Annotated in this window: 18 protein-coding genes; 11 read left to right on the forward strand and 7 right to left on the reverse strand. The window is 67.3% G+C overall.

The genetic code is table 11. The annotated features are described in order from the left end of the window. Positions 1–69: 69 nt before the first annotated feature. From mftA to V1Y59_RS00405, 5 genes are all read left to right on the forward strand, one after another. The gene (gene mftA / locus V1Y59_RS00385) at positions 70–165 is read left to right on the forward strand and encodes a mycofactocin precursor MftA (RefSeq protein ID WP_330432806.1); all 96 of its coding nucleotides are present in this window, start codon (positions 70–72) and stop codon (positions 163–165) included. Then, positions 165–533: a mycofactocin biosynthesis chaperone MftB gene (gene mftB, locus V1Y59_RS00390; RefSeq protein ID WP_330502876.1), complete on the forward strand. Its 369-nt coding sequence runs from the start codon at positions 165–167 to the stop codon at positions 531–533. Before mftA ends, mftB begins: the two co-directional genes overlap by 1 nt. A gap of 44 nt (positions 534–577) precedes the next feature. Next, on the forward strand, positions 578–1,864 hold the full coding sequence (mftC, locus tag V1Y59_RS00395; RefSeq protein WP_330502877.1) for a mycofactocin radical SAM maturase: 1,287 nt from the start codon (positions 578–580) through the stop codon (positions 1,862–1,864). 45 nt (positions 1,865–1,909) lie between these two features. Continuing rightward, a complete protein-coding gene (gene mftD, locus V1Y59_RS00400; protein ID WP_330502878.1) occupies positions 1,910–3,109 on the forward strand; it encodes a pre-mycofactocin synthase MftD in 1,200 nt (399 codons plus the stop codon). Positions 3,110–3,232: 123 nt separating this feature from the next. Then, positions 3,233–4,045 (forward strand): mycofactocin-coupled SDR family oxidoreductase, encoded by an 813-nt coding sequence (locus tag V1Y59_RS00405; RefSeq protein WP_330502879.1) that lies wholly within the window; start codon positions 3,233–3,235, stop codon positions 4,043–4,045. Between the two features lie 232 nt (positions 4,046–4,277). Here the strand turns inward: V1Y59_RS00405 and V1Y59_RS00410 are convergent, their stop codons facing one another. After that, entirely contained in the window at positions 4,278–5,390 is a 1,113-nt protein-coding gene (locus V1Y59_RS00410; protein ID WP_330502880.1) for a CaiB/BaiF CoA transferase family protein, read from the reverse strand. 180 nt (positions 5,391–5,570) lie between these two features. Between V1Y59_RS00410 and mftE the strand changes: the two genes are divergently transcribed. From mftE to V1Y59_RS00430, 4 genes are read left to right on the forward strand one after another with little or no spacing between them, the layout of a single operon-like run. Continuing rightward, a complete protein-coding gene (gene mftE / locus V1Y59_RS00415) occupies positions 5,571–6,317 on the forward strand; it encodes a mycofactocin biosynthesis peptidyl-dipeptidase MftE (protein WP_330502881.1) in 747 nt (248 codons plus the stop codon). Continuing rightward, positions 6,314–7,747, forward strand: coding sequence for a mycofactocin biosynthesis glycosyltransferase MftF (gene mftF, locus V1Y59_RS00420; protein ID WP_330502882.1), 1,434 nt, complete (start codon positions 6,314–6,316; stop codon positions 7,745–7,747). The genes mftE and mftF overlap by 4 nt, the downstream gene beginning before the upstream one ends. A 5-nt stretch (positions 7,748–7,752) precedes the next feature. Then, positions 7,753–9,096, forward strand: coding sequence for a mycofactocin system GMC family oxidoreductase MftG (mftG, locus tag V1Y59_RS00425; protein WP_330502883.1), 1,344 nt, complete (start codon positions 7,753–7,755; stop codon positions 9,094–9,096). Between the two features lie 9 nt (positions 9,097–9,105). Further along, positions 9,106–9,534: a PPOX class F420-dependent oxidoreductase gene (locus tag V1Y59_RS00430; protein ID WP_330502884.1), complete on the forward strand. Its 429-nt coding sequence runs from the start codon at positions 9,106–9,108 to the stop codon at positions 9,532–9,534. A gap of 25 nt (positions 9,535–9,559) precedes the next feature. Here V1Y59_RS00430 and V1Y59_RS00435 read toward each other — a convergent pair whose 3' ends face one another. Then, a complete protein-coding gene (locus tag V1Y59_RS00435) occupies positions 9,560–10,204 on the reverse strand; it encodes a vitamin K epoxide reductase family protein (RefSeq protein WP_330502885.1) in 645 nt (214 codons plus the stop codon). 26 nt (positions 10,205–10,230) lie between these two features. Next, entirely contained in the window at positions 10,231–10,956 is a 726-nt protein-coding gene (locus V1Y59_RS00440; protein WP_330502886.1) for a DsbA family protein, read from the reverse strand. 162 nt (positions 10,957–11,118) lie between these two features. On the opposite strand from V1Y59_RS00440, the gene V1Y59_RS00445 reads away from it, so the two are divergent. Both V1Y59_RS00445 and V1Y59_RS00450 read left to right on the forward strand, forming a co-directional pair. After that, positions 11,119–11,799, forward strand: coding sequence for a FadR/GntR family transcriptional regulator (locus V1Y59_RS00445; protein WP_330502887.1), 681 nt, complete (start codon positions 11,119–11,121; stop codon positions 11,797–11,799). Next, a complete protein-coding gene (locus tag V1Y59_RS00450) occupies positions 11,796–13,028 on the forward strand; it encodes a CynX/NimT family MFS transporter (RefSeq protein WP_431309068.1) in 1,233 nt (410 codons plus the stop codon). The genes V1Y59_RS00445 and V1Y59_RS00450 overlap by 4 nt, the downstream gene beginning before the upstream one ends. A gap of 4 nt (positions 13,029–13,032) precedes the next feature. Here V1Y59_RS00450 and V1Y59_RS00455 read toward each other — a convergent pair whose 3' ends face one another. The 4 genes from V1Y59_RS00455 to V1Y59_RS00470 all read right to left on the reverse strand — a co-directional run bounded on the left by V1Y59_RS00455 (position 13,033) and on the right by V1Y59_RS00470 (position 18,379). Further along, entirely contained in the window at positions 13,033–13,773 is a 741-nt protein-coding gene (locus tag V1Y59_RS00455; protein WP_330502888.1) for an aspartate/glutamate racemase family protein, read from the reverse strand. A gap of 135 nt (positions 13,774–13,908) precedes the next feature. Next, complete coding sequence (locus tag V1Y59_RS00460; RefSeq protein ID WP_330502889.1) at positions 13,909–14,604, reverse strand: GntR family transcriptional regulator; 696 nt, start codon at positions 14,602–14,604, stop codon at positions 13,909–13,911. An 8-nt stretch (positions 14,605–14,612) separates the two neighbouring features. Further along, positions 14,613–16,583, reverse strand: coding sequence for a S9 family peptidase (locus V1Y59_RS00465; RefSeq protein ID WP_330502890.1), 1,971 nt, complete (start codon positions 16,581–16,583; stop codon positions 14,613–14,615). Further along, positions 16,580–18,379 carry an N-acetylglutaminylglutamine amidotransferase gene (locus V1Y59_RS00470; protein WP_330502891.1) on the reverse strand — a complete coding sequence of 600 codons (1,800 nt, stop codon included), beginning with the start codon at positions 18,377–18,379 and terminating at the stop codon, positions 16,580–16,582. The genes V1Y59_RS00465 and V1Y59_RS00470 overlap by 4 nt, the downstream gene beginning before the upstream one ends. Position 18,380 lies beyond the last annotated feature (1 nt).

The following is an 18,380-nucleotide window of genomic DNA, read 5'->3' on the forward strand; positions in this document are numbered from 1 at the left end:
TTCTGCACCGAGTGCCATTATAGTAGCCCGTGATCCACATCACGATCGAGAGAATTTGGAGGTTGGATCATGGCTGATCAGTCTGTCACGTCGGATCACGAGGAGCTCGTGGGCGAATCGTTGGTCGAGGAAGTGTCGATCGACGGGATGTGCGGGGTCTACTGATGTCGGTCCCGACATCGAGTCCGGTGTCCGGTGGTCGCGATGCGACCGCCGGGCCCGGCCCCACCCCGGTAGATCCCGCCCCGTTCGACATCGACGCCGCGTGGGAGCTCAATCCGAAGGTGGCGTTGCGGCCGGAGCCGTTCGGTGCGCTGCTCTATCACTTCGGCACACGCAAACTGTCGTTCCTGAAGAATCTGACCGTCGTCGGGATCGTGCAGTCGCTCGCCGACCACCGGTCTGCCGATGAGGCTCTCGCCGCGGCCGGGATCGAGGCGGCCGAGCGGCCCCTCTATCTACAGGCGCTGCGTGCACTCGCCGATTCGGGAATGATCACCCGCCGCCCGCCGAGATCATCACCCGACGCCTGACCCCGGACCGCACCCGACTCGCCACGCCCCTGAGGAGTCCAACGATGACCACCCTGGAAATGCCGCCCACCGCAACTGCTTCGGTGGACACCGCGCCCGCCCCCAGTTCCCCGCCGAGGGTGGGACGGCTGGTCGATCAGTTCGAGAAAGGCCTCGATGCCCCGATCTGTTTGACGTGGGAACTGACCTACGCTTGCAACCTGGCCTGCGTGCACTGTCTGTCGTCGTCGGGCAAACGTGACCCGCGTGAGCTGTCCACCGAACAGTGCAAGGCGATCATCGACGAACTGCAACGCATGCAGGTCTTCTACGTGAACATCGGCGGTGGCGAACCCACTGTGCGCACTGACTTCTGGGAGCTGGTGGACTACGCGACCAGCCATCAGGTGGGGGTCAAGTTCTCCACCAACGGTTTACGCATCGACAAAGAGGTCGCTGCGCGGCTCGCCGCCTCGGATTACGTCGACGTGCAGATCTCCCTGGACGGCGCGACCGCCGAGGTCAACGACGCCGTCCGTGGACCGGGGTCGTTCGACATGGCCGTGCGCGCCCTGGAGAATCTGCACGAGGCAGGCTTCGGCGACGCCAAGATCAGTGTCGTGATGACCCGGGAGAACGTCTCCCAGCTCGACGAGTTCAAGGCGCTCGCGGATCGTTACGGCGCGACCCTGCGGATCACCCGGCTCCGGCCGTCCGGTCGTGGAGCCGATGTCTGGGACGACCTGCATCCGCTCCCCGAACAGCAGCGCGAGCTCTACAACTGGCTTGTCGCCCATGGTGACAACGTGCTTACCGGTGACTCGTTCTTCCATCTGTCCGCGTTCGGCGGGGCAGGCGGCGGTGGCGCGCTGCCGGGGTTGAACCTGTGCGGTGCGGGCCGGGTGGTGTGCCTGATCGACCCGGTCGGCGACGTCTACGCGTGCCCGTTCGCCATCCACGAGAACTTCCTCGCCGGCAACATCACCACCGATGGTGGCTTCCAGGAGATCTGGCAGCGCTCGGACCTCTTCACCGAACTCCGCGAACCGCAGAATGCCGGCGCCTGCACCAAGTGCGCGCATTTCGACGCATGCCGCGGTGGCTGTATGGCCGCCAAGTTCTTCACCGGTCTGCCGCTCGCCGGTCCGGATCCGGAATGTGTGCAGGGCTACGGCGAGGAACTGCTCGCCGGCGAACGCACCAAACCGACTGCCAACAAAGATCATTCGCGTGGCACCCCGCTGACGCTGATGACGCGACGGCCGGACGGCGATTTGCTGCCGGTCGGTGCGCCCCCGTCCAAGAGCTGTGACGAGAACCCGCTGGCCGGGTTCACCCCGGACAGCCGCTGACCCGCCGAGCCGGGTCACATCTTCATCGAGCAGATAGGTAGAACGATGCCGAAGAATCCGTGGGCCAGGAATCCCTGGTTCGAGACCGTGCACGAAGCGCAGCGACGCGCCAAGAAGCGACTGCCGAAGTCGGTGTACTCGTCGCTGGTCGCCGGAACCCAGGCCGGGATCACGGTGAACGACAACACGCAGGCGTTCAACGAACTCGGATTCGCACCGCACGTCGTCGGGACCCAGCCCGACCGTGAGCTGTCCACCACCGTCATGGGCCAGGAGATCTCGTTCCCGGTGATGATCAGCCCCACCGGTGTCCAGGCGGTCGACCCCGACGGCGAGGTCGCCGTGGCCCGCGCAGCAGCAGCACGTGGAACCGCGATGGGCTTGTCCAGCTTCGCCTCTCATCCCGTGGAGGAGGTCTCGGCCGCCAACGACAAGATCTTCTTCCAGATCTATTGGCTCGGGTCGCGTGATGAGATCCTGGCCCGCGCCGAGCGTGCCAAGGCGGCCGGTGCCAAGGGGCTCATCGTGACCACCGACTGGGTGTTCAACGTGGGTCGTGACTGGGGCAGCCCGGAGATCCCGGAGAAGGTGGACTTCCCGGCACTTCTCAAGCTCGCTCCGGAGATCGCGGTACGGCCGCGTTACGCCCTGGACTGGGTCAAGGGCGGCCGCATCAACATCCCGGATCTGACCGCGCCGAACCTCACCCCGCCCGGCGAGCCCGGTCCCACCTTCTTCGGCGCCTACGGGCAGTGGATGAACACCCCTCCGCCCACCTGGGATGACCTGAAGTGGCTGCGCGAGCAGTGGGATGGGCCTTTCATGGTCAAGGGCATCACCCGGATGGATGACGCCAGGCGTGCCGTCGACATCGGAGCGTCGGCGATCTCGGTGTCCAATCACGGCGGCAACAACCTCGACGGCACCCCGGCGACCATTCGCGTACTCGGGCCGATCGCCGACGCGGTCGGCCACGACATCGAGGTTCTGCTCGACGGCGGAATCCGTCGCGGCAGCGACGTCACCAAGGCGCTGGCCCTCGGTGCACGCGCGGTGATGATCGGGCGGGCGTACCTGTGGGGACTGGCCGCCAACGGGCAGGCAGGCGTCGAGAACGTTCTCGATCTGCTCCGCATGGGACTCGACTCGTCGCTGATGGGTCTGGGACGCAAGAGTGTTCACGAACTGAGCCGTGACGACCTGGTCATCCCGGAAGACTTCGAGCGCTCGTTCGGCGTCGCCTGAACCGTCGACCCCGCTGATCATCGCCCTCTCGGTCACCCGCCACCCAAAGTAGAACGTGTTACAGTTTTCTCACACGGATCACCTGTGGCGGGTGACCACGACGAGAGAACGAGGACTCTGGGGATGGGGCAGTTCGACGGCAAGGTCGTCTACATCACCGGCGTGGCGCGCGGGCAGGGACGTAACCATGCGCTGCGGTTCGCGCGCGAAGGTGCCGCGATCATCGGCATGGACATCGCGGGGCCGGTGGCCGACCACACCACCTACCCGGCCGCGACCGCCGACGACTTCGCCGAGACGATCCGTCTCGTCGAGGAAGCCGGCGGAAAGATCCTTGCGCGACAAGGGGATACCCGCGACCTGAGCTTCCAGGAACAACTCGTCGCCGACGGCGTCGAACAGTTCGGACGCCTGGACTGCGTGGTGGCCAATGCCGGACTGCTCACCTGGGGGAAGGTCTGGGAACTGACCGAGGAGCAATTCACCGACGTCGTCGACGTCAACCTGGTGGGTACGTGGAAGACGCTGCGCGCATCGATCCCGGCCATGCTCGAGGCCGGCAACGGTGGGTCGATCACGGTGATCAGTTCGTCGGCCGGACTCAAGGCGATGCCCCTGCAGGCCTCCTACTCCGCGTCCAAGTTCGGACTGCGCGGACTCACCCAGACCGCGGCCAAGGAACTCGGCCACTACCGCATCCGCGTCAACAGCGTGCATCCCTATGCGGTCGACACCCCGATGGGCGTGGCCGACACCGAAGCGCACCGGATCTTCGGCATCCCCTGGGTCGCACCGCATCTCAGCTCGATGATGAACCACCATCCGGTGGCCTCGTTGGACGAGATCTCCGACGCCGTCCTCTACCTGGCATCCGACGGCGCCAAAGCCGTCACCGGGGCCGAGTTCTCGATCGACATGGGCGCGACCAAGGTCTGAGGTTCGCGCCGACGGAATCCTGAATTCCGCCGACGGCATCTCTTTTCACGCCGACAGAACCCAGAATTTCGCCGACAGAATCCAGCGTGTGCTGTTCCATCCGTATGGATGGACGGCTGGATTCTGTCGGCGAAATTCTGGGTTCTGTCGGCCGCCGTGCTGGGCACGTGCGGAGGTGACGTGCGGACGTGCTGGGCGCGTCGGGAGGTGACGTGCGACGTGGTGGTCGGGCTCAGTCCTGCCAGAGGGTGGCGGGGTCGGTCGCGACTCGATCGGGCGCTGCCGGGGTGTCCGGTGTCGTCCTCGAGAACCGGGGAGCGACCTGCGCCTGCATCACGCCGTCGATCTCCACCAGGTTCGCGCGCGCGGCCATGTGCGGATCGGACGGGGCCTCACCGAAATCGAGGACCGGCGAGGTGCAGGCGTCGGTGCCCTCGAACACCTTCGACCACTCGTCGCGAGTGCGTGATGCGAAGGTGTCGGTGAAGATCTGCTTCAACTTGGGCCACTGCGCAATGTCGTTCTGCGCAGGCAGATCCGCGTCGGCCAGACCCAGGCCGGCGAGCAGTTCCGCATAGAACTGCGGTTCGATGGCACCGACGGCCATGTACTTGCCGTCCGAGGTCTCGTACACCTCGTAGTACGGGGCGCCCGTGTCGAGCATGTTCACGCCCCGCTGATCGCTCCACAGTCCGGTACCGCGGAAGGCCCACATCATCTGACCCAGCACCGACGCGCCGTCGACCATCGCGGCGTCGACCACCTGTCCGCGGCCCGACACCTGGCGCTCCTGCAGCGCGGCGAGGACACCGACGACGAGGAACATCGAACCGCCACCGAAGTCGCCGACAAGGTTGAGGGGCGGCACCGGGCGGTCGTCCTTGCGACCGACGGCGTGCAGCATGCCCGTGAGGGAGATGTAGTTGATGTCGTGGCCCGCACGGTCGGCACGTGGCCCGTCCTGACCCCAGCCGGTCATCCGGCCGTAGACGAGACCGGGATTGACGTCAGTGAGGTCGTCGGGGCCGAATCCCAGGCGTTCCATCACACCGGGCCGGAAACCCTCGAGGAGTACGTCAGCCTTGGCCACCAATCCGAGGATGGTGTCCCGATCGGCCGGGTCCTTGAGGTTGGCCTCGACGACACGCCGTCCCCGCAGCAACGCGTCGGCCTTGCGGTCGGCCGCGGGCAGCGAGCCCGGACGCTGGACCCGCACGACGTCGGCACCCAGGTCGGCCAGCAACATCGCCGCATGCGGCCCCGGTCCGATACCTGCGAACTCGACCACCCGGATTGCGCTGAGGGGTCCGCTCTTTCCGCTGTTACGTGGTGTCGTCGACGTCATGGTGTCCTCCCGATCCGTACCCGCCCCGATGTGTCGGGTCTCACGTCTGCCGTCCAGCATCCCACAACCGATCGAGCGCTCGGACAGTCGGGCCGATCATTGCCAAGGATGCAGGATTCCTATCGAAGAATTGCGCCGACCCGGTTAACACGCGCCGACCGCGTCGCTAAAGTTGAACGAATGGAGCGTCGGGCCGCGTTGGGACAGATGTCGTGGCCCGAACTATCGGAACGCAGCTGCACGGTTCTGGTTCCGTTGGGGGCCACCGAGCAGCACGGGCCGCACCTGCCCCTCGACACCGACGCGCGCATCGCCCAGGAGGTGACAGGCCGCGCGGTCCACTCGCTCGGGACGTTCGGTACCGGCGAATCGGACGAACCCGACGGTTCCGGACTCGTCGTCATCGCACCCGGGCTGAACTACGGGGCGAGCGGCGAACACGAGGGGTTCCCCGGGACGATCTCACTCGGCCACGACGCGTTGAAGATGCTGCTGATCGAATTCGGACGCAGCGCATGCCGGTGGGCCGACCGTCTCGTCTTCGTCAACGGGCACGGCGGAAACGGTCCGACCCTGGTCGAGGCGGTGCGGCGATTGCGGTATGAGGGACGCGACGTCGCGTGGTTCCCGTGCGCGTTCCCGGATGCCGACGCCCATGCCGGGCTCACCGAAACCTCGGTACTACTGCACTTTTCGCCCGATTCGGTCGTGATGACGGCCGCCGAATCGGGGAACACGTCGCCCGTGTCGACACTGCTGCCGACGATGCGCGCCGGGGGCGTCGCCGCGGTCAGTGACAACGGCGTGCTCGGTGATCCGACCGGCGCGAGCAGTACGCACGGGGAGACACTGACCGACGCCCTCGTCTCCGAACTCGTCGCGGCCGTGCGGGCCTGGGTGGTCGGGGAGAGCGGGCGGCTCGGATGACGGCGATCGATCGGGAGGCCAAGACCGTGGCGACGGTCGAGCACGCGCTCCCCGACGGATTCCAGGTCCAGATCGACATGCGGTGTGCCCGCCGCCGCGACCTGCGCTACCTCGTCGGCGGATCGCCGACCCGCATGCTGCGGCTGACCGACGCCGCGCTGGGCATGACATCGGCGGACGGGCGGATCGAGGTGTGCGATCCGGCGACGCGGAGCCTCGCACGTCGACTGCTCGACAGTGGGATCGCCAATCCGCGGCCCATGTTCGGCCCCAAACCCGCAGACGTCACCATCGTGGTTCCGGTGCGCGACAACCAGTCCGGTGTCGATCGACTCCTGCGTGCGGTCGACGGCGTCGAGGTGATCGTGGTGGACGACGGTTCTCGGACACCGATCCGAGTCGACCAGCGCCATCGGGTGATCCGGTTCGACGAGAACCGTGGCCCGTCGGCGGCACGGAACGCCGGGGCGTCCGCGGCGACCACGGATTTCGTCGCATTCCTCGACTCGGACGTCGTGCCGACCGCCGACTGGCTCACCATGCTCCTCGGGCACTTCTCCGATCCTGCCGTGGCGATCGTCGCCCCGCGCATCGTCGGGCTGAGCCGAGCGGCGCGTGAGGCGTCCATGGTGGAGCGTTACGAGAACGGTCACTCGTCGCTCGACATGGGTCCCGAGGAGTGTTCGGTGGTGCCGGGCAGTCGCGTGCCGTACGTGCCCAGCGCCGCGATGGTGGTGCGTCGCAAGGCCTTCGGTGGATTCGACGAGTCGCTGCGCGTCGCCGAGGACGTGGACCTGTGCTGGCGAACCCACAAGGCGGGGTGGCGCGTGCGCTACGACCCGGTGGCGGAGGTCGCACACGATCACCGCACCGACGTGCGCTCGGTTCTGCAGCGGCGCCGCTACTACGGAACCGGTGCCGCACACCTCGCCGACCGACACGGCGGGTTCGCCGCACCGGTGGTGATGTCGATCCCGATGGCGCTCGCCGTCGCCGCCTTGCTGACCCGCACCCGCATCGGTCTGGCGATCGCGCTGATCATCGTGGCGAACACCGGCATGCGACTGCGTCGTCGGTTGGGTGACCTGCCCGGGGCCCCCTTGGTCGCGACCCAGATGACCGGGCGAGCAGTAGGCTTCGGGCTCCTGCAGGCGGCCGGTGCGATCTGCCGGCACTATTGGCCGGTCGCCGTGGTGCTGGCGCTGTTCTGGCCGAGATTCCGGCGCCTCGCCATCGAGGTCGCACTGGCCGAAGGGGTCGTTTCGTGGGCCCGCCAGGTGGTCGCGGACCCGGCTGGGGGGCCCGCGCTCGGTCCGCTCGGCTACACCGTCCTGCATCGGCTCGACGACCTCGCCTATGGAGCGGGCCTGTGGCAGGGTGCCATCGCCCATCGTGAGCTCGGCGCCCTGCGGCCGGTACTCACGACATAACCGCGATGCGTGGGCTGCTGCCGACGACGGCGGACGTGGTGATCGTCGGGGCGGGCAGCGCCGGATGTGTCATCGCCGAACGGTTGTCCCGCGATTCGGCACGCAGCGTGGTGCTGGTGGAGCGTGGTCCTCGGGTATGGCCTTCGGCGGCGGTACTGGAACTCAGTCACCTGCCCATCGAACCCGGTACCGATTTCGCCGTCGACATCGAGGAGATGTCCGGTCTCGGTGTCGTCCGCGGGCGTGGCCTCGGTGGCTCCTCGGTGGTGAACGGCGGCTATTTCCTGCGCTGGCACCCCGACGACTTCGTCGGCTGGCCGGACGACTGGACCTCCGACGACATCGCCGCTGCCTACCACGAACTCGATGGCCCGCACGGGACGATGGGAGTGTCCACATTCGCCGACGACGAACTCGCCGACGTCGTCGAGCATTTCGAAACCTATTGGGCCAAGGAGCTTCCCGTCCGCGCCCCGCGCGACGCGTGGCCGATCATCGGCGTCAATCGGGTCCGGTCCAATCGGGACGGGCGGTTGCGCCGCACCGCCGCGGAGGCGTATTTACGACCCGTCGCCGACCGTTCGAACCTGTCCGTCGTCACCGACGCGGAGGTGGCGCAGCTGATCGTGTCGGGCAGCCGGGTGGACGGGGTCAGGATCGGCGACGAGGCGCTGTCGACCGGCGAGGTCGTGCTGAGCGCCGGAACGCTCGGGACGGCCGCGATCCTGTTGCATTCGGGATTGGGCGCGCTCGCCGGTATCCGGGAACTCCCCATCCACGAGCACCGCGAGATCCTGGTGCACTATCGGCGCCGCGACGTCGTCGCCCACCGCCGTACCGCGCTGCTGCAGTCGGTGGTCCACACCGCCGATGACCTCGAAATACGTTGCTATAGCGACGATATGGCGAACTATGTCAATGGTATTCCGCGGTCCGGGCCGGCGATCGGAGTGGCCGTGATGCGTCCGGGATCGGCCGGCTCGATCCGTATCGGGCCCAGCGGGCCGATCGTCGACCTCGGTTCGATGGACCCCGCTTCGGCACACAAGGCCGAGTGTGGCGTCGATGCGGTCGCGACCATGCTCGCATCGAGCGACTTCGTCGACATCGTCGAGCCGGGCTCGATCGCCGCCGATCCCGTTGTCCGTACGTCGCAGCATGCGTGGGGCAGCATGCCGATGGGGAAGCGAACGGATTCGCTGGGCGGCGTGGACGGCATCGCCGGCTTGCGGATCGTCGACGGCTCACTTCTGCCGACAGCCGGCCGTAGCGGGCCGCATGCGACCATCATGATGGTCGCGGTGCGCATCGCCGACGAGCTCATACAGACCCGACGTCACGGGCCGTAGGCTGACGCCATGAGTCCCACTCTCACCGACCCGGAGATCCGAGATTTCCTCACCGCGGGTACCAAGACGGGCCATCTGGCTTTTCTCGCCGCCGACGGCAGACCCCTGGGCGCTCCCGTCTGGTTCGTCCTCGACGGCGATCGGATCGCATTCAACACCGGGGCAACGACCGCGAAAGGCCGTGCGATCGGCCGGGATCCGCGCGTGGTGCTGACCGTCGACCTACCCGCACCGCCCTACGCTTTCGTGCAGATCCAGGGCCGTGCGGTCACCGGCGACGATCTCGCCGAGGTCCGGCGGATCGCCACCGCATGCGGCGCTCGGTACATGGGAGCCGACCGCGCCGAGGAGTTCGGCGAACGCAACGGCGTCCCCGGCGAACTCGTCGTCTGGATCGAGCCGACCAAGGTCATCGCCCACCTCGACGTGTCGGGCTGATCGTCACCGGCGCGACGTCCGGTACTCAGATCAGGGTCGACCAGTAATCCCAGAACTCGACCCCGATCGCGACGATCACGATCACGTACCAGACCGGCAGCAACACCCAGAGCCATCCGCGGAGCTCGTTGGCGAGACGCGAGGAGCCGAGCACCCGGCCCGCGCTGAGGACAAGGATCAGCGGCGTCACGACCCACACCACCATGCAGTAGGGGCACAGGGCGTGAATCGAGTACAGGCTCTGGTAGGCGAGCCAGTTCACCATCACGAACCCGGCAAGCGTGCCGAGCGTCTGCCCGAGCCAATACCACCGGGGCAGAGCGATTCCCGCAGTCGCGAGCACGCCGGTGACCACGATGACCGAGAACGCGGCGATGCCGATCAGCGGATTGGGAAAGCCGAAGATCGCAGCCTGGTCGGTCACCATGACGGAGCCGCACGACAGGACCGGGTTGATGCTGCAACTCGGTGTGTAGTTCGGATCGACCAGCAGATGGAAACGCTCGACGGTGAGCGTCGCGGCCGCCAGCAGCCCGATGGCGCCGGCGAGCAACACGGCGACACCGACCGGCCGGGAGGCCGGAACGACCGACGCCCAGCCCGGCGCCGAGGTCCCCTCGGCGTCCTCGGGGTGGGCCGTGCCGTCGCGGTGGTCGGTGGTGTCGGTCATGATGCAGTGCTTCTCCGGTGGCGGGCTCAGTTGGTGGCGGCGAGAACGGCTTCGCGCAGGGCCTCCGGCGTCGACAGCTGCACGTCCTCACCGTTGATACGTACCGTCGGGGTGGACGTCGCGCCGGCCGACTGGGTGGTGTCGGCGACCCAGTCCTCGAACTGCCGGTCGTCGATGCACTGACGGACGTTGCTCGCACCGGCCTCGGTGGCGATGTTGTTCAGCTGGTCGTCGGACAGGCCGGCTCCGCCCTCGGAGGGCTGCTGGGCGTAGAGCTGATCGTGGAACTGGAGCCAGGTCGTGAAGTCGCCGTTCTGTGCGGTCGACTCGGCCACACAGGCCGAGGCGTTGGCGGCCCGGGTCGAGTAGTCGGTGCTCGACATGCGATCGAGGATCGCGATCGGCATGTAGTCGACGGCCACGTTCGGGTTCTCCCGCAGTTCGGCGAGCACCGGGCCGAACTGTTGCTCGAACTGTGCGCAGGCCGGGCACTGGAAGTCCTCGATCACCGTCACCACCGCGGGCGGTGTACTGCCGGCAGGGGCGCCGGTCACGCGGTAGGCGTTGTCGTCGGTGGCGACGGTCACCTCCGAGGCGCTGCCGGTGCTCGATTCGTTCGACATCACGGCCCAGAGTCCGATACCCACTGCGATCGCGATCAAGACCACGGCCGCCCCGATACGGATGAGCATGGATCGGCGCTTCTCCGCCTTGCGGGGGTCGACGATGACCTTCTTCGAGTTCTGGGCCATGGGGTGCTGAAGCCTTCGCTGTTCGGTGGACGGTTTGTGCAGACCCTGGCGAACGGGCGAGCGACAGGCGGCCGCGTCGCGCAGGGACTTCCCGGAACAGGCTACTTGGTCGACCTCACAGTATCCTTAACCCGCTCAAACATGGGATGTTAGGTTGTTTAGATGTCGGATCCGATCGTCCCTCCTGCACGCACCAGCGAACTCGTGGTCGGACGTATGCACGAGCTGATCCGCAGCGGAACGTGGCCGGTCGGCGAGCGGATTCCGCCAGAACCGCAACTCGTCGAACAGTTCGGTGTCGGCCGCAACACGATCCGCGAGGCGGTGCGTGCGCTCGAGCACTCCGGGATGCTGGTGCCGCGGCGTGGCGACGGTACCTATGTCCGCAGCGCCAACGCACTCGCTGCAGCCATCGAGCGTTGTGTGCGCGACGACGATCCCCTGGAACTGCTGATGGCCCGTCGCGCGATCGAGGTGGAGGCGGCCGCGGCGGCGGCGGAGCACGCGACGCCAGGCCAGATCGATGGTATCCGGGACCATCTCGCCGACGCCGAACGCGCGCTCGAGTCCGGCGATGCGCAGTCATATGCCGACGCCGACATAGCATTTCACGCAGCGGTGGTGACCGCTTCGGGTAACGGACTGCTCGCCGAGCTCTACGACGGGATCGTCGAGGTCATGATGCGTACGCACCAGGCCGTCGTCGACCCGAGCATTGCCGAGGGCGTTCATCCGCGCGGACACCGGGAACTCGTGGACGCGGTGGCAGCGGGTGACCCCGATGCGGCGCGCGCGGCGGTGGGCTCCTACCTCGACGACGCGCAACGCAGGCTCGGCGCATGAGCGGCAGCTCGCCGGGACGGGACACGCACACCACCGGGTCGACGGTTGCGACACATGCGTCGTCGAACCGGGTGCGAGGCGCGTCGACGATCGTCGCCGCGCTCGGCATCATGCTGGTGGCCGCCAATCTCCGACCCGCGGTGGTGTCGGTGGCGCCGCTCGTCGACGAGATCATGGCGGATCTCGGATTCGGCAGTGCGCTGGCCGGGATGCTCACCGCGTTGCCCGTTCTCTTCTTCGGGTTGAGCGCACCGTTCGCCCCGAAGCTGGCGGCGCGGTTCGGTATCGAGCGAACGGTGTTCGGTGCGCTGATCGTGTTGATCGCCGGGATGGGACTGCGCTTCGTCCCCGATGTCGCCTGCCTGTTCGTCGGGTCGGCGGTGATCGGTGCGGCGATCGGCGTGTGCAACGTGGTGTTGCCGGCGTTGGTCAAACGTGACTTCGCGCATCGCTCGGGCCTGATGACCGGCCTGTACTCGATGACGCTGTCCGGTGGCGCGGCGGTTGCAGCGGGGCTGACCGTACCGATCGACCAGCGCCTCGGCGGCGACTGGCAGGTCACCCTCGTATCGTGGGGACTGCTCGCGGTTCTGGCGCTGTTCGTGTGGATCCCGCAGCTGTCGACCACTCATCGGGTGGTCGCCTCCGGACCGTCGGGATCGTTGCTGCGCAATCCGATTGCCTGGGCCATCACCGTGTTCATGGGTTCGCAGTCGCTGGTGTTCTACACGTTCAGCGCGTGGCTTCCGCAGTATCTGCTCGACGACGGCCGGTCGGCGGCGCAGGCCGGCGTGATCCTGGCGACCGGTCAGGCGATGGCGCTGGTCGCCGGATTGGTGATCCCCATCGTCGCGGGACGATGGGCCGATCAGCGCCTGGTGACCCTCGCGGTGATCTCCCTGTGCGCCGCCGGCTTCGTCGGTTTGCTGAGTACCGATCACCTCACCACGCTGTGGGTCATGCTGGTCATGTTCGGTCCCGGCGCGTCGATCAGTCTCGCGTTGCTGTTCATGGTGTTGCGCAGTCCGTCGACGGCAGTCACCGGTCAGGTGTCGGGCATGGCACAGTCGATCGGGTACGTCGTCGCGGCAGTCGGGCCCATCCTCATCGGCGGCCTGCACGACCTGTCCGGGTCATGGTCGTTCGCGATGGGTGCGCTCGGGCTGGCACTGATCCCGCAGGGGGTGGCCGCGCTGTGGGCGGCGCGCGACGTCAAGATGGTGCTCTGAGCGATCAGCCGCCCGGTCGGCCGATCTCGAAATCGCGCAGGATGCCGGAATACCCCTTCGCCGGTGGCGGGCCGAACTCGCCTGATGCCGTCCCGGTGCGCAGCCCCATCGCGGCCATCGACGCCAGCATGCCCACCCCCGCGGCCACACCGTCGACGACCGGCGCGCCGATCTCCCCGCCGATCCGGTGGGCGAGGTCGGCCATCCCGGCGCATCCGAGGACGATCGCGTCCGAGCCGTCGGCGTGCAACGCCTCCCGGCAGGCCTTCTGGAGGATCTCGGCGGTGGCCGGATTGGTCTCGAGTTCGAGTACCGGGATGTCGCAGGCATGGATGCCGGCGCACCGTCCGGCGAATCCGTAGTGGTCGACCAGATCGGTTGCGCGGCCGATGGTTCGGTGCAAGGTCGTGACCACCGAGAAGCTGCGGCCCAGCGGTCCGGCGAGGTGCATCGCGGCTTCGGCGATACCGAGAACGGGGGCAGCGGCGACCTCGCGGGCGGCATCGAGGCCGGGATCGCCGAAGCACGCGATGAGGTAGCCGTCGCAGTCGGGATTCTGCGCGATGGCGCGAAGCAGGCCGGGCACGGCGAGGGCCTCGTCGTAGTGGCTCTCGATCGACGCCGGACCCATCGACGACGTCACGGCGACGATCTCACAGTCGGGTCGCGCCACCGACCGAGCCGCGGTCGCGATGGTCTCGGTCATCGCCGACGAGGTGTTCGGATTGATGACACAGATGCGCATCGGTCGCGTCTCCTACCACTCAGACGTTCGGCAGATCACCGTGTCGGGACATCGGGCCCACCCTATGAGGCCATTGTTTCCCGGGAATTAAGTGGGCGATATATCTCGATCGGAGGTATCCGTCCTCGCCGTGGATCAATCGTCGTGCCGGAGGTGGAGTTCGGCCGAGGTCTCGATGATCGCACTCTCCAGCCGCCGATGATGGATCTGCGCGATCTCCAGCAGCGCTGTGCTGTCGCGCGCGGCGAACGCCTCGAGCATCGTCGCGTGGTCGTCGTTCAATGCCTCCTGCGTCGCGGTACCCACCGACCGCATCACCTGGAACGGCTCGGTGAGATTCCACGTCGCGTTGAACATGTTGAGTAGTCGCGGCATCGCACACGGTTCGGTGAGTTCGCGATGGAACTCTCGGGAGATGACGTGAAAAGCCTTGCGGTCGTTGAACTTCACGGCTGTCACCAGGTCGTCGTGGCACCTGCGGGCGCGGTCGAGGCCGGCGGCGTCGATGCGCGTGACCGCCTGCGCGAGTGCGGCCTGTTCGAGAGTGCCGCGGACGAAGTAGATCTCGCGGAGTTCCTCGGTGGACAACTGGCTGACCCGGTACGCGGAGTTGCGCTGATGGACGACGAGTCCCTCGCCGACCAGCGTCTTGAGCGCCTCACGTACCGGGATCGGGCTGACCCGGAAGGCGTCGGCGATCTCACCGGGCGGCAGCTGCACCCCCGGCGGGGCGCCCCCGGACAGGATCAGCCGACGCAGCTCTTCGAGGACGTTGGCGCGGGCACTGCCCGTCCTGGTCTCGACGAGTTGTGCGATCAGCCGCTCGGTCATACGCGAGCTCATCGGGCCGCCCCCGGCCGTCGCGGATGCTCGAGAATCCAACCGGCGACCGCTTCGGTGAGCTGTTGCTGGTTGTGGCGCTTGACGATCTCGTGACCCTCGTCGTTGAACAGCAACATCTCCGCGGTGGCACCGCGGGCTCGGAGCTCGTCGACCATCTGCTGTGATTCGCTCACCGGCACGTTGGTGTCGTGGGCGCCGTGCACCACCAGCAGCGGAGCCCGCACATCGGCGATCCGATGGATCGGCGACAGGTCGGCGAGCAGCTCTCGATCCGATTCGGGATGGCCGTATTTGGTGTAGGCGGCCACCGCTATCCAGGGCTCGGTGTTGCGGAAGAACGACTCGAGGTCGCTCATCCCGCAGATCGCGATCCCGGCGGCGAACATGTCGGGGTGGAAGGTGAGACAGGCCAGCGTGAGATAGCCACCATAGGAGCGTCCCGAACAATAGAGCGAGTCGCCGTCCGCGATGCCCTGCGACACCAGATACTCGGCGCAGTCGGCGGCATCGTCGATCCCCGCATACCGGCCGTACCGGTCATCGGCATGGGAGAACAGACGTCCGTAGCCCGACGACCCGCGCACATTCGGTGCGAACACGGTGATCCCGGCGTCGACGAGCGGACCGAACAGGAAGTGGTAGTCGGGTCGTGTCTGGGCCTCCGGGCCGCCATGGAAGTACAGCAGAGCCGGTGCCGGCGGGGAACCGCGGTCGCGCTTCGCGCGGAACAGCCACCCCGACAACGGCATCCCGTCGCGTGCTGAGAACTCCACCAACTCCGGCCGCAGTGCACTCGAGCTGCCGGAACCGGCGACCACGTCGTCTCGTACCGCGAACACCTCGCGGGTGGCGGTGTTGACCAGATGCACCAGTGGCGAATGCTGCGGGCTCGACACCGTGACGGCGACCAGGGTGCCGGCGGCGCTGATCGACAGATCGCTCGCGACGTCGCCGGGAAGCGGGATCGGTTCGTGCAGAGTCTGATCCGGCAGGGTGAGCACCTGTAGTTCGCTGCGCCCCCGGACGTTCCAGAGCATCGCCACCGTCGACTGGTCGTTGGACACGGCGAACTCGTCGATCCCGATGTCGCCGCGTTGGGCCAACACACGGAACCGCACGCCGTGCTCGGCCACCTCCACGCCCAGCAGCCGGGGGAATTTGGCGTCGAAGTCGCTGATGACCAGGGCCTGCACGCTGTCGAGGTCACGCTGGGCATCCTGCGGCGGGCCGACGAACACGAGGGAGGAATGGTCGAAGCCCTGATCGAGGATGTACCCGTGATCGGTGACCGAGCCGGGATCGTTGGGCAGCAGCGGGGTCATGGTGATCTCGCCCTCGGCGGTGTCGACGCGGCGGCGGATCAGCAGCATGTCGCGGTACCCGCGCGGACCCACCCGCACCAGCGTCGCGCCCTTCCACGAATCGATGAGTGCCCCGCCGACCCGCACATCGAGGGTCATCGTCGTGGACGTTCCGGGATGCACACGCAAGCTGTGCGCGGTGCCGTCGGAATCGGTTGCGGTCAGCAGCACCCAATCGGTGTCCCAGCCGACGAGGGTGACGGTCCGGAACGAGCGCCCGTCGGGGCGGGTGGTGCCGACCCGGAACGCGGTGTCGTCCTCCGGGTCCGTGGTCACCACCCAGACCTGGTGGTGCTCACCGCCGCTCGGTGCGATCTCGATCGCGAGCCACCGACCGTCGGTGGAGTGGACCACCCGGCGGACCGGGCCGTTGGCGCGCAGTCGTACCCAGCGCAGATCACCGACCCCGTCGACCGAGAGAGAACGTTGCGCCGCACGGGGATACCCGGTCCCGTCGTCGACGATGTAGGCGAACGCCGAGCCATCCGGTGACACCGAGGGGCCGTAGGTGTGCCATCCGGTGTCGTCGAACCGGACCGTACGAGTCGGGGCGGTCGACCGCGGGTCGATCGTCGGTCCCGACGGAAAGGGTTCACGTGCGGTCATCGAGTGGTGACCGCTTCCATGCTCTGCAGCCACATCTCCAGCAGGGCGACCTGCCACAGTTCGTTGCCGTCGAGCGTGGTGCGGATTCCGTTGGGGTCGGCGAACAGTCGGTCGAGTGCCGCCGGCCGGTAGAGACCGCGATCGACTGCGGGCCGCGACCGCAGCGCATCGGTGACCAGGTCGAGCAGCCCGCCGTCGAGGTGCCGGATCCCGGGCACCGGGAAGTAGCCCTTGGTGCGGTCGATCACCGCGGAGGGAAGAAGGGATCTGCTGGCCTCCTTGAGGACTCCCTTGCCGCCGTGCGCCAGTTTCAGGTCGGGCGGACACGTCGCCGCCAGTTCGACGAACTCGTGATCGAGGAACGGCACGCGGGCCTCGAGCCCCCACGCCATCGTCATCGTGTCGACCCGCTTGACCGGATCGTCGACCAGCATGACCGTGGTGTCGAGCCGCAGCGCGGCGTCCACCGCGGTCCGTGCGCCCGGCGCCGACTGGTGGGCGAGCGCGAATTCCCAACTGGGGTCGTAGTCCGCGTCGGTCAGGTACTCGTCGTTGAGGATGTCGCGGATCGCGCGGTGCCCACGGTCGAAGAACACGTTGGCGTACGCCTTCGTGGTGTCCGCGCGTGCGGTGTCGCGCAACGGCGGATACCAGGAGTACCCACCCAGGATCTCGTCGGCGCCCTGGCCGGACTGCACCACCTTGATCGACTTGCTGACCTCTTCGGAGAGCAGGTAGAACGCCACACAGTCATGGCTGACCATCGGTTCGCCCATCGCCGCGATGGTGTCGGGGACGGCGGGTAGCAGGCGGTCGGTGCCGATGTGGATCTTGTGGTGGTCGGTGGCGAAGGTGTCGGCGATCAGATCGGAGTAGGCGTACTCGTCTCCGGACTCGCCTCCGGCGGAGTCGAATCCGATGCTGAATGTGGCGAGATCGTGTTGGCCCTGTTCGGCGAGTAGGGCCACCACCAGCGACGAGTCGACGCCGCCCGACAGCAGCACGCCCACGGGGACGTCGGAGACCATGCGCCGGCGTACCGACGTTCGCAGTGAGTCCAGGAGTTCGTGCTGCCAGCGCCGCTCGTCCCAGTCGGCGCGATCGGGGTGGGGTTCGAATGTGGGTGTCCAGTACCGTTTTTCCGTGCTGCGGCCGTCGGGTGTGATGGTGCGGACCGTCGCCGGGGGGAGCTTGCGGATGCCGTTGTAGATCGTGTGTGGTGCGGGGACCACCGAGTGGAAACTGAAGTAGTGGTGCAGCGCAACACGATCGATCGACGTGTCGACGTCGCCGCCGCGCAGGAGGGCCTGCACCGACGACGCGAACCGGAGCCGCCCCGGGGTCTCGGCGATGTAGAGCGGCTTGATGCCCAGCCGGTCGCGGGCCAGCGTCACCGTCCCGGAGTCGGTGTCGACAACGGCGAAGGCGAACATGCCGATGAGGTGGTCGACGCAATCGGGTCCCCAGGCGTGAAAGGCCTTGAGGATCACCTCGCTGTCGGCGTGGGAGAAGAACCGGTAGCCTTTGGCCTCGAGCTCGCCGCGGAGTTCACGATGGTTGTAGATGCAGCCGTTGAACACCAGCGCCAGCGCGAGTTCGGGGTCGACCATCGGCTGACCGCCGCGTTCGGACAGGTCGATGATCTTGAGTCGTCGATGCCCCAGCGCCACCGACCCCTTCGCGAACACCCCCGAGCCGTCGGGTCCGCGTCGGGTCATCTCGCAGGTCATCGCGTCGACCGCGGAGATGTCCGGAGGTGTTGCATCGAAACGGATCTCACCACATACGCCGCACATA

The sequence above is a fragment of the Gordonia prachuapensis genome (genome assembly GCF_036350515.1).
In the GTDB taxonomy this organism is placed as follows: domain Bacteria; phylum Actinomycetota; class Actinomycetes; order Mycobacteriales; family Mycobacteriaceae; genus Gordonia; species Gordonia prachuapensis.